This is a genomic window from Mesorhizobium sp. M7A.F.Ca.MR.176.00.0.0 (assembly GCF_004023165.1).
Taxonomy (GTDB): Bacteria; Pseudomonadota; Alphaproteobacteria; order Rhizobiales; family Rhizobiaceae; genus Mesorhizobium.
The window spans coordinates 25,151-38,513 of the sequence record NZ_RZTC01000063.1 but is presented as its reverse complement, the minus strand read 5'-3'; the positions used below and the strand labels follow the sequence as shown (position 1 = coordinate 38,513).

Sequence of the window (13,363 nt, the reverse complement as noted above, 5' to 3'; positions counted from 1 at the left end):
TGCCATGACCGGCACACTGACCTTCGCCTTTGTCGGCACGGTCGATCTGAGCGCCACGCCGTTCACGCTCGATTCGGGCCAGTCGATCACCGGCTTCGGCAACGGCAGTTCGATCATCACCTCCGGCACCATCCAGCCGATCAATGTCCAGGGCAATCTCGGCGCCACCGGCGGCAACGTCACCGGCAATGAGGGCGTGGTCAAGAGCACGGGCGGCGATACGTTGCAGCTGCTCGGCAGCAACCAGGTGCGCGACACCGCATTCGACTTCACCGGCGGCAGCGGTTCGGTCTTCACCATCGACCAGAATGCCGGCGGCTTCAGCAATGTCGGCGGCATCGTCATCCAGGGCGTCACCGTCAGCAATGTCGCCACCGGCCAGACGGCGTTCAAGGTCGCCGGTCTCGACAGCAATTTGTCGATCACGGACAACAACGTCAACGTCGCCGGCACGCTGCTCGACGTCGATGGCGGCGCCGGCAACATCACGGTCACGCGCGGCACCTTGCCCAACAGCGGACCGGCGGGCACGCTGACCGGCGGCGGCATCTCGATCGCCAACCGCACCGGCGGCACGATCAACTTCACCGACAAGGTCACAGTCAACGGCAATGGCGCCTCGCTCACCAACAACGCTGGCTCTACGGTCACCTTCGCCGATCTGGACATCACCACATCGGGCGTGACAGCGTTCAGCGCCATCGGCGGCGGCACGGTCAATGTCGTGACCGGCACGATCAACGCCACCAACGCGCAGGCGGTGGCGCTCGACGGCATCACGGCCGGTATCAACTTCGCCTCGACAAGTGCCACATTCGCTTCCGGCAGCGGCATCGACCTGCAGAACCTGGCCGGCACGGCAAGCTTCGGCACCGGTACGCTGACCAACACCGGTTCGGGCACGTCGTTCAATGTCGGCTCGACGATCGCCGGCAGCGGTGGCAACGCGACGATTTCCTATGGCGGCACGATTGCCAGCAACGGAACGGGCGCCGCGGCGTCGATCCAGAGCATGACCGGTGGCTCGGTGACGCTGTCGGGTAATCTGGCCGATACCAATGCGTCCGCCGGCGGCAACATCGTCGTTGCCGGTAACGACGCAGCCGCGATCACCTTCTCGGGCACCAGCAAGGTGATCAGCTCGGGCGCGACGGACGGCGTGAGCTTGGGCATCATTGGCAATTACGGCTTAGGCGCCCCGGCACTCAATACCAACAGCACGATCGACTTCACCCATGGCGGCCTTGATATATCGACAATGGCCGGGGCGGGCTTCGTCGCAATTGGCGATTTAGGCCCGGCTGGCGCAACCTCCACCATTATTACCGTCACCGGCGCGGGCAACAAGATCAATGCCGGCAGCGACGGGCTTGCTGTGTATGGTGCCAATGTCGGCAGCGCCGGCATTACCTTCGACAGCATCTCGGCGGACTCCACGATCCCCCTTCCCGGCGACCCCGGCGGTGCCGGAGTGACGCTGTTGGGCGCCAATCTCGTCGGGGATGTCAACATCGGCGGCCTGAGGGATACTGGATACACCGGCGCCTGGCTGTACGCCCTGAGTGGCACCGGAGAGGTCAATTTCACCGGGACGATCGATCTCGACGTCCAATATGCCGGGTTCAATATCGGCGGTCCCGAGGTTGGTACCGTCAACATCGCCAATGTCGCCGGATCCACCCTGACCATCGATGGCGGCCAGTTCGGCATCATACAGAGCTCGCAGGGCGGGACCGTCAACGTCGGCATCAACGGCAGCGCCAGCATCACGAACACCACCCTCTCGGCTATCAGCCTCGGCGGCGGCAATGACCTGGCCTTCACCACGCTGACCTACAAAGGTTCGATCACGGTCGGTGCGGGATCGGTGATAAGCGCCAGCGGCGATGCGACCCGTCTGAACATGAGCGGTTCCGTCGTTTCCACCACGTCATCGACGGCCTTCGACTTCTTTGGCCATGCCGAAGGCATATACGATATTTCGAGCACCATCGATCACAGCGGTGGCGAGGGTGTCGCCATCGGCGGCTCGGCCAACGGCACGGTCACCTTCTCCGGCACGTCGAAGATATTCAACACCGGCGCCAACGATGCCATCGTCAAGGCACCGTCGTACGTGATGGACCCGCAGACCAAGGGCACTCTCGCTTTCACCAATGGCGGCCTTGTCATCACCACCAGCAGCGGCGCCGGCTTCACCGCCAGCACCTTCGGTTCGGGAACAGTCAGCGTCACCGGCGCCGGCAACACCATCACGACCACGAACGGCGGCACGGCGCTGAAGCTTGGCGACGCGACGGCGGTCGTCGCCGGGGCGACAGGCGCGACGGTCGGCGCCGCTGGTATCAAGTTCGATACGATTTCGGTCAATGGCGCGGCGATCGGCATATCGCTCAACAATGTCAGCGGCGGCGTAATCGATCTCGGCACGGTCAACCTGCTAGGCATCACCGGTGCCAATGCGCGCGGTGTCGACATTTCCGGCACGCTCGGCTCGACGTTGAATTTCGCCAGCCTGAACATCGGGCTTGGCGCGGCGAACACGATCGGCCTCGACCTCAACGGCGCGTCGCTCGGCGCGAGCAACATCACCGCTGGCGATTTCGACGTCGACGGCGGCGGTTTTGCCGGCACGATCGGCATCGACATGGCCGGCACGACCGGCACCGGCACGATCCAGCTCGGCGACACGGTCAACAACAATCCGGCGGGACAGACCTCCAAGATCGAAAATGTCGGCTATGGGGTCCAGTTCTCCAGCGCCACCAACGCCCAGCTCGTGTTCGGCGACGGCGCCGGCCCGGCCGAATCGTCGATCAAGACCACAGGCGGCCAGGTCATCCACGCCACCGACACTTTGCCGACCAACGGCGACTACAATTTCAACGACGTCAATTTCGATGGCGACATTTCGAACCTGTCCTCCTACAAGGTCTACTATGTCACGGCCGATGCCACCGCCCTTGGCGACGGCAGTCTGCTCAATCCAGGCACCTACGCCAACGCCCAGACGTCTTCGGCCAATGTCATTGTGCTGATCGACAAGACCGTCGACGGCGGCCAGGCGACGATCGACCTCGGCGCGACGTCGTTCCAGCTCGATGACGGACAGGTGCTGCTCGCCTTCAAGAGCAACGACGCGGCGATCGATGTCTCGCAGCTTGGGGTCGACACCAGCGCCGGCGCGTCGCCGGCGTTCCACTTCACCACGGTGCAGAATTCGCCGATCATCGCGGCGCCGGCGGGCATCGACACGCTGCGGCCGGTCCTGCAGAGCAATAACGCCACGCAGGTCATCAATCTGGCGTCATCAGGCAGCGGCATCTTCACGGGCGGCATCCAGAACCTGATCGTCAGCAATCTCGGTTCCGGTGCGGGCGTTGCCGTCAACGCGACCGGCGCCTCCAGTTTCTTCGTCAGGAACAACACCATCACCGCCGGCGGCAACGCGCTCGATTTCTCCACCACGGGAGCTCCGGCCAATACGCTTCTGCTTTCGATCGACGGCAACACGCTCAGGTCGACCGCGTCCGGACTGGCTGCGTCGTTCACCGGCCAGAACGTCGATGCCGACCTGAACTCGATCGCGATCAGGTCGTTTGCCGGCAACACGGCGACCGGGGGCGCCGGCAGCGGCGGCATCGCCTTCAACAATGTCCGCTTCGATTCCGATGGCGCCGGTGGCACCGTCAGTGCCGGCACGCTCGGCGTCGGCACGCCAGGCGCGCGGGTCCAGGGCAACGGCCTCAGCTTCACCAACACCAGCGGCACGGTCGATCTCGGCGCATTCATCGTCTTCAACACTGCCGGCACTGGCGTGGTCGCCAACACCAAGACTACCAATTTCACGCTAAACAGCAGCAGCGGCACCGTCTCGACCAGCGGCGGCGCCGCACTCGATCTTGATCCGCTGACCGTCAACCTGGTGCTGGGCACCGTCACCTCCACCGGCAGCAGCAGCGGCGGCATCATCTTTGACGGCGTCGCGGGTACGTTCACCGTCACCGGAAACACCACCGTCACCGCGGCGGCGACCGGCGGCATCATGGCAATCAACGCCGGCAACACCGGCACGTTCAACTTCAACACGATGACGCTGGGCAACACCGTGACCAGCGGCGGCGGCATTCAGGTGGCGAGCGGTACGCTCAACATCTCCGGCCTCGCCAACATCGACACGACCAGCGGCGTCGGCATTTCGCAGAGTGGCGGCACGATCAACTTCACCGGCGGCGTCACCGTCGACACCACCACGGGCACCGGCATCCTTGGTACCGCCGGCACGATGAGCATCACCGCTACGGCTGCCGCCCAGACGGTGAACGCAACCGGCGGCACAGCGATCAATCTCTCCGGTGTCGCCGCCACCATCGCGCTCGATTCGACCTCGTCGGCCGGTGGCATCAACAATGTCAGCCTGACCGATGTCACGGGTATTGTTGGACTTGGAACTGGTGCGCTGAGCGGCGCAACGGGCGCGTCGTTCAATGTCGTCGGCGGCACGGCTGCCGTGAGCTATTCGGGCACGGTCAACAATTCGGGCGCATTCAGTCCGGCGCTGAATGTCCAGAGCCGGCTTGCCGGCGCCGGCCTCGTCGCCCTGAACGGCAATCTGACGGCCAGCGGGCTGGGCGTATCGCTGAACAACAATGCAGGCGGCACGGTGACGGTGTCCGGCGCCTCGAACAGCTTTACCGGCGGGGGCACCGGCATATCGATCACCGCCAACACCGGCGGCACCTACAACATCAGCGGCGCCAGCTACGCCATCGGCATGAGCAGCGGCGGGCTTGGCGTCGATATTGCCGGCAACAGCGCCCCGGTGACGGTCAATTTCAACGGCGGCGGGCTGGCGATCGTGACCTCGGCAGGCGCCGGCTTCAATGCCACGGGCTCCGGCACGATCAGCGTCACCGGCGTGGGCAACTCCATCGCCACAGGCACCGGTGTGGCGATGAACCTGAGCGGCGTCACCGTCGCGGCCACCGGCATGAATTTTCCCTCGACCAGCAACGGCGCCGGCGGCAACAGCGCCGTCGTCCTCACCAACGTCATCGGGTTGGGGACGATCAATCTCGGCGCCGGCACGCTGGTCGGCGGCAGCGCGGCAACCATCGCTGTCAGCGGCGGCACCGCCAACCTCAACTATACCGGCAATGTCAGCCAGTCGAACAATGCCACCCTGGTCAGCGTCGCGGGCGGGCACAGCGGCACGCTCAACTTCGCCACCGGTACGCTGTCGGCGACGAACGGCACCGGCCTGCAGTTCGACAATGCGGACGGCATCTACAGTTTCGTCGGCACGACGACGCTGAATGGCGGCAATGCCAGCGTCGACATCCTCAACGGCTCGGGCGGCACGTTCAATTTCGGCACCAGCACCTCGATCATCAGCCCCAGCGGCACGGCGTTCAACGTCAATGGCGGCACCGCCACCGTCACCTATGCCGGCACGATCACGCAAGCCACCGCCGGCCAGCGCATGATCGTCGTCGCCGACACCGCCGGCGGTTCGGTGAATTTCACCACTGCCGTGGCGAACGGGCTCAACGACACCGGCGGCACCGGCATCGTGATCGACGGCGCGGCGGGCAGCGTCACCGTCAACAATGCCAGCCTGACGGGCACGGCCGGCATCACCATTCTCGGCGATTCGACCAACAATGCGACCGGCACCTACACTTTCAACAATGTCGCCATCCAGACCGACGCGGGGGCTGCGAACAATGCCTTCGTCGTCGATGGCGACCAGGGCACGCCAGGCAATGACGACGTCAGCGCGGTCGTCAACCTGAACAATGTCGACATCACTAACCCTGGCGGCAATGTCGCCAACATCCGCGGCATGGCCGGCGGCTCGGTCAATTTCGACAGCGCCAGCACGATCACTCGCAACGACGGCGGGCTGGGCATTGCCGTGCTCAGCAACGCCGGCGGCACGATCAACTTCGGCGGCGCGGTCAAGACGCTCTCGACCGGCGTCAACGCCGCCGTCATCCTGACCAGCAACCCCGGCGCGGCCATCAACTTCACCAATGGCGGGCTGATTATCAACACAACGAGCGGCGGCGGCTTCAGCGCCACGGGCGGCGGCACGGTGACGGTGCAGGGCACCGGCAACACGATCACCTCCGGCACAGGCACGGCGCTCAACGTCGTCAACACGAATATCGGCGCCAGCGGGCTTAATTTCCAGAGCATTTCGGCGAATGGCGGCACCAACGGCATCGTGCTCAACAATACAGGCTCGGGTGGATTGACCGTTACAGGTGTCGGCACCACCGCCGGCTCGGGCGGCACAATTCAGAACACAACCGGGCGCGGCGCCAGTTTCATCAGCGCGAGCAACATCACGCTGAAGAACATGAATTTCACCAATGCCGGCACCGACGATCTCGATGCCGACAATTCGGGGCTTTCGACTGGTGACAACCTCACGACCAACGCGGCCATCCACCTTCAAAACGTCTCTACGGCGACGCTGGACCGGATCGCCATTTCGGGCGGCGCCGAGCAAGGCATCAACGGTAATACCGTTTCGAACTTCACGCTCAGCAACAGCAGCATATCGAATGCGGGCAATGGAGCGGACGAAGATGGCATCCATTTCTACAACATGTCCGGCACCAGCGCGGTCACCAACACCACGATCACAGGCAGCGGCGACGACAACTTCCAGCTGCAGACCCAGTCCGGCACGCTCGCGCTGACGATTTCAGGCGGCAGCTCGACTGGCGCCGTGCTTGGCAGCGGGTATCTGTTCGGCATCCGTGGAACGTCGAACGCCACGATCAACTTCTCGGGTGCCAATTCGAGCAACAACTTCAGCGGTGGCATCGTCGCCGATGCATTCGACAACTCCACAATGAACCTGAACGTCATCAACAGCACTTCGAGCAGCAACAACGATCAGCTGTCCGTCAGCGCCGGGGACAACAGCGATGTGAGCCTCGTCGCCACCGGCAACACGCTGAGCAGCACGGCGGCGGGCGACTTCGTCGTGGTGAGCCTGCTCGGGTCGGCGTTCGACAACGGCTTTACTTTTGACGCTCGAATTGAAAGCAATACCATCACGGTCGCAAACGGGCTGATAGCGGATGGCATATCCGTATTCAATGCCGGCGGCGGCGCCATGCGGGTCGGAATCAAAAACAACTCCATCGACTATGCCGGTACGCAACGTGCTATCCTTGTCCAGGCCGGACAGGACGGCGCCGGCAGCATCCTGGCCCAGATAACCGGCAACGCGATTGACATCAAACTGGATGGGACCGGAGATGCAGTTGCTGGCATTCTCGTCCAGTCAGCCGTCACGGACCCGGAGGGAAATGGTGCATCCGTCGATCTGAGCATAGGCGGCGCCGGCGCGCTCGCGAACATCTTTACGCATTCGCTTGGCGGCACCATGGCGGCTGGTGACATCCGGGTACGTCAGCGCAACAACGGGACGATCAACCTTAGCGGCTATGCTGGGGGCGCCATGGATACTGCTGCCGTGATCGCTTATCTGAACGGCCGCAATACAGTTGTTTCTGCATCTACCGCGACGGCGCAAACGAGCGGATTTACCGGGCTTGCCACGCCGCCGTTCCCATGATGGCTACGTTGATGAGGTAGAAAGGCCACCATTTGGTGCGACGATCTACAACCTTGGGTATACACTGCCTTCCTGCGCCTCTCGTTATTTAAATACTGTCTATTATTTTATAATAGTACTCGGTTTGTTAGAAACCCAAGTAGACTTCTATGTCGTTCCGTGTATTCTTCTGATATCTAATAAGGGCGCGAGACATGGCCGAGCCATTTCTATCGGAAATCAGGATTATGTCCTTTGTCTTCCCGCCCAAGGGTTGGGCGCTCTGTAACGGGCAGCTTTTGCCGATCAACCAGAACCAGGCGCTATTTTCACTGCTCGGAACCACTTTCGGCGGTGACGGCCAAGTCAATTTCGCGCTGCCCGATTATAGGGGACGTATCCCGATCCACGTTGGGAGCGGTCACACACTAGGCGAGCGCGGTGGCGAGCAAAGCCATACGCTGTCGATTTCCGAAATACCGACACACGTTCACTTTGCGCAGGCAAGCACAAACACCGGTAGCAGCCAGGATGGTGCGGGGAACGTTTTGGGGGTGGTTCCGGGGCGGCTGTATAGCGATTTCGCGAACGTGACGACGCTGAGCCCGAGCACAATTACCAGTGTCGGCGGCAGTCAGGCACATCTCAACATGCAGCCGTTCCTGACGCTGAGCTTCTGCATTGCCCTGCAGGGCATTTTCCCTTCGCCGAATTAAGGAGGCGCGATCATGGCACAGCCTTATGTTGGTGAGATACGCATGTTTGCCGGCAATTTTGCGCCGGCCGGCTGGATGTTCTGCGAGGGACAGCTTCTGCCGATCTCGGAGAACGAGACACTGTTCCAGCTGATTGGCACGACCTATGGCGGCGATGGCCAGAGCACCTTCGCGCTGCCCGACCTGCAAGGCCGTGTTCCGCTCCATCAGGGCAGCGGCTTTATTCTTGCGGAGACGGGAGGCGTGGAGGAAGTCAATCTGACAATTTCCCAGATTCCTTCACACAGCCATCCGATGGTCGCGTCCCTGAACATTGGTCAAGATACAAGTCCCAGCGGGAAGGTCGTTGCACAGATTGGCGGTGGCGCCTTGCCCTACATCCAGGACACGACCGATACCGACATGGCCCAGCAGGCTGTAACAGCCGTTGGCGGCAGCCAGCCGCACAACAATTTCCAGCCGTATCTTTGCATCAGCTTTATCATTTCACTTTTCGGCATCTTTCCGTCGCCGACCTGAGAGGGACATCATGGCTGACCCGTTCGTCGCCGAAATCCGAATCTTCCCCTTTTATTTCGCGCCCAGGGGCTGGGCGTGGTGCGACGGGCAGTTGCTGCCGCTGTCGCAGAACACGGCATTGTTCTCGTTGCTGGGCACGACCTATGGCGGCAATGGCAAAAGCAATTTTGCTTTGCCCGACCTTCAGGGCCGCTTGCCGATGCACCCGGGGCAAGGACCAGGGCTTTCGCTGCACGATCTCGGCGAGACCGGCGGTACGGAAACGGTAAGCCTGCTCGAATCGGAGATTCCTAACCACACCCACGCGATGCGCGACCATGACATCGACCTGGGCGAACTCAATGCGCCGTCATCGACGCGAAGCCTGGCCAAATCCACCAACGCAACAATCTATACCCCGGCGGCCAACCTGACGCAGATGAGCCCTCAAGCGCTCCCCCCTGCCGGCGGCGACCAGCCGCACAACAACATGCAGCCCTATCTCACCTGCTATTTCTGCATCGCGCTGCAGGGCGTCTTCCCGCCAAGAAGCTGAATTCCGCACCGAAAGGGCAGGACCGTACGATGGCCAAGAACGCAGAACCGAAGTCGAAGGTCCCCGCAGCGAAGACGCCGGCGCCGAAAGCGGCTTCCAGGGCCCGCCCGGCGCCGTCCAGCCCTCCACCCATTTTCCAGCACAAGCCGGCCGGCACGTCGTTTTTCGAACTGTCGCGGCTGATGGTGGTGGGGATCGATTCCGCCAAGGGGCAGTTGATCCAGAAGGCGCAGCTTTCGCCGAACGGGCCATGGCCCTCGGCCTGGTCGTTCATCGCGCCCGGCGCCTGGGTGATCATGACGGCGGGCCTCACCAAGGACGGCCGTGTCGCCGTGGTCGCGCAGCCATCGGGAACCACCAATCTGTCCTTCATCACCGAAGACGCCAACCAGATCGGCCCGGTCGAGAAATGGACCGCGCCGATGAGCATCGGCACGCCGCCCGGCGCCACCTCCTATCAGAAGCTTTCGATGGCGCGCGATGCCGATGGCCGCATCGAGGTCTTCGTCACCGACAATCAGGGCCGCATCTGGTGGATCTACCAGAATCCGGACCAGATCGTGCAGGTGCAGAAAACCATCACGCCGCCCGGCACGACGACACCGATCGTCGTCACCGTCGACGTGCTGACACCGCCGGCCAAACCGTGGAGCGACTGGATCCAGATCCCCGGCGGCCTGGTGACGGTTTCGGCGATACGCCAGGGTGACGGCCGCATCGCGCTGTTCGGCATCAATTCGAACCTGCATCTCTATCGCTGCCAACAGGCGAAGGCGCAGGCCTTGAAGGCCGCCGACTGGACGGGTTGGGTGCAGATCGACACGACCCAGACAGGTGGTTTCATCGAGATGGCGCCGGTCATCGGTCCATTGGGCGCCACCAATTTGTTCGCCCTGACCCAGAACGGCCAGGTGCTGCACACGCGCCAGATGCCCGCCGGATCGGATACGTGGACGCAGTGGGCGACACCCGGCTACTCCAGGGCGCCCAACCAGGCGCTTGCCGCCGGCATCCAGGGCGATGGCGATATCGTGCTGGTGGCGGCCGACCAGCAGCACTTCCTCCAATTCAACGCGCAATGGGATGCCTATACCCAGAACTGGTCGGGATGGCGCGATTTCGGCGCATCCCTTCGCTCGACGCGCCTGACGCTCAACTACAATGCCGACGGCCGGCTCGCTTTGTTCAGCCTGGCGCTCATGCCGGACGGCACCAACGGGCTGTGGACGATCAACCAGATGGGCGTCGACAGTTCCGAATGGGAGTATAACTGGACGTCGCTGACCGACAACAATCTCAAGCAGATCGTCGTCGTGCGCGACCTGACGCCGCCGGTCTGACGGTTGATTTCCGGCAGCGTGGCGGAAGGCAAGCAGGCCCGTCCGGTCTGGCCCCGGTCTGACACGGCCGGGCTCCGCTTTCGTGCGGCAGTGGAGGCGGACTTGCCGTTCCTGTCGCGGCTCTATGCCTCGACCCGCTTCGAAGAACTCGCGGTGACGTCGTGGAGCGAGGCGCAGAAGGCCGAATTCCTCGGCATGCAGTTCCAGGCCCAGCACGCGCATTACCGAAAACACTATCCCGAGGCCGATTGGCTGGTGGTGGAACGCGATAGCGAAGACATCGGCCGACTCTATATCGAGCGCTGGCCAACCCAGCACCGCATCATCGACATCGCCTTCCTGCCGCATCATCGCCGCAAGGGTTACGGCACCGCGCTGCTCTGCGACCTCATCGACGAGGCATGGTTAGCCGGCAAATCAGCGTCGATCCATGTCGAGAAGCACAATCCGGCGAGACGGCTTTATGTCGCGCTCGGCTTCGCGGTCGTCGAGGACAAGGGCGTTTATGACCTGATGGCCTGTGCGCCGCCGGGGGGCGACGATCTATGATCGTCGGAACCGATTTGTTGGCAGATGCGATCATTGTCTATGGTCATCGTTTGCGCTGCCTCTCACCTGCCTGCCGGCATCCTCTCCCCATATAGTGACGGGGAGAGGGACGCTTTCATCGCGGATTTCGCCAATCTCCAGCGTTGCAAGAAAGGCGCCGGCGTCGCAGCCAGCCACTCTCGCCCCGTTTACGGGGAGAGATGTCCGGCAGGACAGTGAGGGGCGGCGCCGGCGGCAAGGATTGTCGCATTAGGCCCTGTCACGATGCGATAGGCCTGCATGAAGCCCAAAACTGGGTCCTAATTGAACACCGCCTCGTACAGCCGCCCCGTCGCATCGGCGGCGACCGGCACGATGAAGATCTCGTGGCTGCCGCTTTCCCCGGTAAAAAGATAGGTCGCCTGCGGCAGTGCGATGTCGCGCGGGCCTTTGAACAGCAGCGAGAAACCGCCGCCCGGGCGCGGGCTGGCGGCGATGGGCTTGACCGCGCTCAGTTCGAGCGGGATTTGCTGGCCCCCGGCTTCGATGGTGAAGGTTTGTCCCTGCTCGAAATCCGATACCGACGCCATCCCGTTTGCCTCAATCTGTCCGCTGGAGCGGTTCAGCGTTCGGATCGCTGATCCGGCTTTTGTTTGTTCGCAATTGCCAGGGGAAAACCGCTCCACACTTTTCCTGGAATTGCTCCAGTGGAGGCACTGTCGCCGCTTCGCCGCAAGCTGTCCAGAGGCGGGCAGGCTGGGGTCGTGTTCCCGAAGACAATCGACCGCCGCAATCCCAAAATACAGCACCGCCTGTCCTTTTATGCGCGCGAGAGACGCTGTAGTACTTTGTTCCTGCGCGGGATTCCTTTCGACCCAAGATCAGCGCAAACAAGCATAGATCCCGGCTTCGGGACCATTGGCAGCCTGATGGGCGTGCGGGAGACGGATGATGGCTGATGCAAAGACGGAAGTGACGGGCGACGCGATGCCGCTGTTCTATTCGAGGCCCGAGGCGCTCAACCCGGCGCGGCACGGCTCGCTGGGCCTGACTGCACGCAGCGATTTCGGCTTCGCCCGCTCGGCGCACGCCATTCCGGTGGTGGCGTCGGAAATGCCGGCGGCGATGCGCTCCTACCCGATCGTCTTTATCGGCCCGGCCAAGGCGCCGGTGATCATCACCGGCGTGCGCCAGAACGAGAACCTGTTCGTCGATGCCGAAGGCAAATGGACCGCGCCGCACTACATCCCCGCCTATGTCCGCCGCTATCCCTTCATCCTGGCCGAAGACCCGACATCGGCCGGCCGGCTGACGCTGTGCGTCGAACGGACCAGCGACCGCATCGTCGACCAGTTGCTGGCGCCGTCCCGCGATGACAAGATCCTGCCGTTCTTCACCGGCAACGAGCCGACCGAAGCGACCAAACAGGCGCTCGCCTTCTGCAACCAGTTCCAGATCGACTTCCGAGCGACTCGCGAGATGGTCGAAAAGATCGATGCGCATGGCCTGTTTTCGCCACGCCAGAGCAAGGTGACACTGGAAGGCGGCGAGGTGCTCAACCTCACCGATTTCCAGGTGATCGACGAGCCGGCCTTCAACAAATTGAGCGACGAGGCGTTTCTCGACCTGCGCAAATCCGGCGCGCTCGGCCTGCTCTATTGCCACCTCGCCTCGACCAACAGCTGGACCTCGCTGGTGCATCAGGCGTCGCTGCGGAAGGCGGGGCGGCCAGCAAGCTGATTTCACCCTGGCTCGCACTAGATTGATCGTGACAACAGCGCAAGTGATCAACTTGAGGAAACAGTGATAGTTCCGTCTTGAGGGCCGCTTACGATGGTCTCCTCGAAGTAATTGTTTGTGATCCGAACATAGTATTCTCCGGTCAGAGCGCCGGATTCCGCTTTAAGCTTAAAGTTAATTGTTGTTGTGTCTTCGATGTTAGTGTCGTTGTCGTTGATCAATAAACATGAGGCTATGTCTGAAGTGTCAGCATAAATAAAGTCGATTACCAAGTACTCTGTGTCGTTAAACCAACCCCGATCCGGGGAGACCGTCACGCTCACAGTAATCGGCTCTCCGGCTCTTACAGCATTCCCTTCAGGTGTATCGACGCGCACTATATCTACTCTTGCCATGATCCATCTCCCTT

At 62.4% G+C, this 13,363-nt stretch carries 8 protein-coding genes and 1 pseudogene; 7 read left to right on the top strand and 2 right to left on the bottom strand.

What is annotated here, in order from left to right:
• The 6 genes and pseudogenes from EOB59_RS35325 to EOB59_RS20750 form a co-directional block, all read left to right on the top strand.
• Positions 1-7,597: pseudogene (locus tag EOB59_RS35325) on the top strand (S-layer family protein); the annotation flags it as partial.
• A 194-nt stretch (positions 7,598-7,791) separates the two neighbouring features.
• Positions 7,792-8,292 carry a tail fiber protein gene (locus tag EOB59_RS20770; RefSeq protein ID WP_127267580.1) on the top strand — a complete coding sequence of 167 codons (501 nt, stop codon included), beginning with the start codon at positions 7,792-7,794 and terminating at the stop codon, positions 8,290-8,292.
• 12 nt (positions 8,293-8,304) lie between these two features.
• Positions 8,305-8,811, top strand: a complete 507-nt coding sequence (locus tag EOB59_RS20765; RefSeq protein WP_127399261.1) for a tail fiber protein — start codon at positions 8,305-8,307, stop codon at positions 8,809-8,811.
• Between the two features lie 10 nt (positions 8,812-8,821).
• Positions 8,822-9,346, top strand: coding sequence for a tail fiber protein (locus tag EOB59_RS20760; protein WP_128289125.1), 525 nt, complete (start codon positions 8,822-8,824; stop codon positions 9,344-9,346).
• 29 nt (positions 9,347-9,375) lie between these two features.
• Positions 9,376-10,686 (top strand): hypothetical protein, encoded by a 1,311-nt coding sequence (locus EOB59_RS20755; protein WP_127267583.1) that lies wholly within the window; start codon positions 9,376-9,378, stop codon positions 10,684-10,686.
• Between the two features lie 18 nt (positions 10,687-10,704).
• Positions 10,705-11,235 (top strand): GNAT family N-acetyltransferase, encoded by a 531-nt coding sequence (locus EOB59_RS20750; RefSeq protein WP_281061727.1) that lies wholly within the window; start codon positions 10,705-10,707, stop codon positions 11,233-11,235.
• 299 nt (positions 11,236-11,534) lie between these two features.
• Here the strand turns inward: EOB59_RS20750 and EOB59_RS36485 are convergent, their stop codons facing one another.
• Positions 11,535-12,023: a hypothetical protein gene (locus EOB59_RS36485; RefSeq protein WP_245486686.1), complete on the bottom strand. Its 489-nt coding sequence runs from the start codon at positions 12,021-12,023 to the stop codon at positions 11,535-11,537.
• 142 nt (positions 12,024-12,165) lie between these two features.
• Between EOB59_RS36485 and EOB59_RS20735 the strand changes: the two genes are divergently transcribed.
• Positions 12,166-12,954, top strand: a complete 789-nt coding sequence (locus EOB59_RS20735) for a SapC family protein (RefSeq protein ID WP_128289128.1) — start codon at positions 12,166-12,168, stop codon at positions 12,952-12,954.
• A 47-nt stretch (positions 12,955-13,001) separates the two neighbouring features.
• On the opposite strand, the gene EOB59_RS20730 is transcribed toward EOB59_RS20735, so the two are convergent.
• The gene (locus EOB59_RS20730) at positions 13,002-13,349 is read right to left on the bottom strand and encodes a hypothetical protein (RefSeq protein ID WP_128289123.1); all 348 of its coding nucleotides are present in this window, start codon (positions 13,347-13,349) and stop codon (positions 13,002-13,004) included.
• Positions 13,350-13,363 lie beyond the last annotated feature (14 nt).

What these genes read in the sequence shown, in the direction of transcription:
- EOB59_RS20765 (WP_127399261.1), top strand. Translation starts at nt 8,305, where the DNA reads ATGGCACAGCCTTATGTTGGTGAGATACGCATGTTTGCCGGCAATTTT.
- EOB59_RS20735 (WP_128289128.1), top strand. Translation starts at nt 12,166, where the DNA reads ATGGCTGATGCAAAGACGGAAGTGACGGGCGACGCGATGCCGCTGTTC.
- EOB59_RS20730 (WP_128289123.1), bottom strand. Translation starts at nt 13,349, where the DNA reads ATGGCAAGAGTAGATATAGTGCGCGTCGATACACCTGAAGGGAATGCT.
- EOB59_RS20760 (WP_128289125.1), top strand. Translation starts at nt 8,822, where the DNA reads ATGGCTGACCCGTTCGTCGCCGAAATCCGAATCTTCCCCTTTTATTTC.
- EOB59_RS20755 (WP_127267583.1), top strand. Translation starts at nt 9,376, where the DNA reads ATGGCCAAGAACGCAGAACCGAAGTCGAAGGTCCCCGCAGCGAAGACG.
- EOB59_RS20770 (WP_127267580.1), top strand. Translation starts at nt 7,792, where the DNA reads ATGGCCGAGCCATTTCTATCGGAAATCAGGATTATGTCCTTTGTCTTC.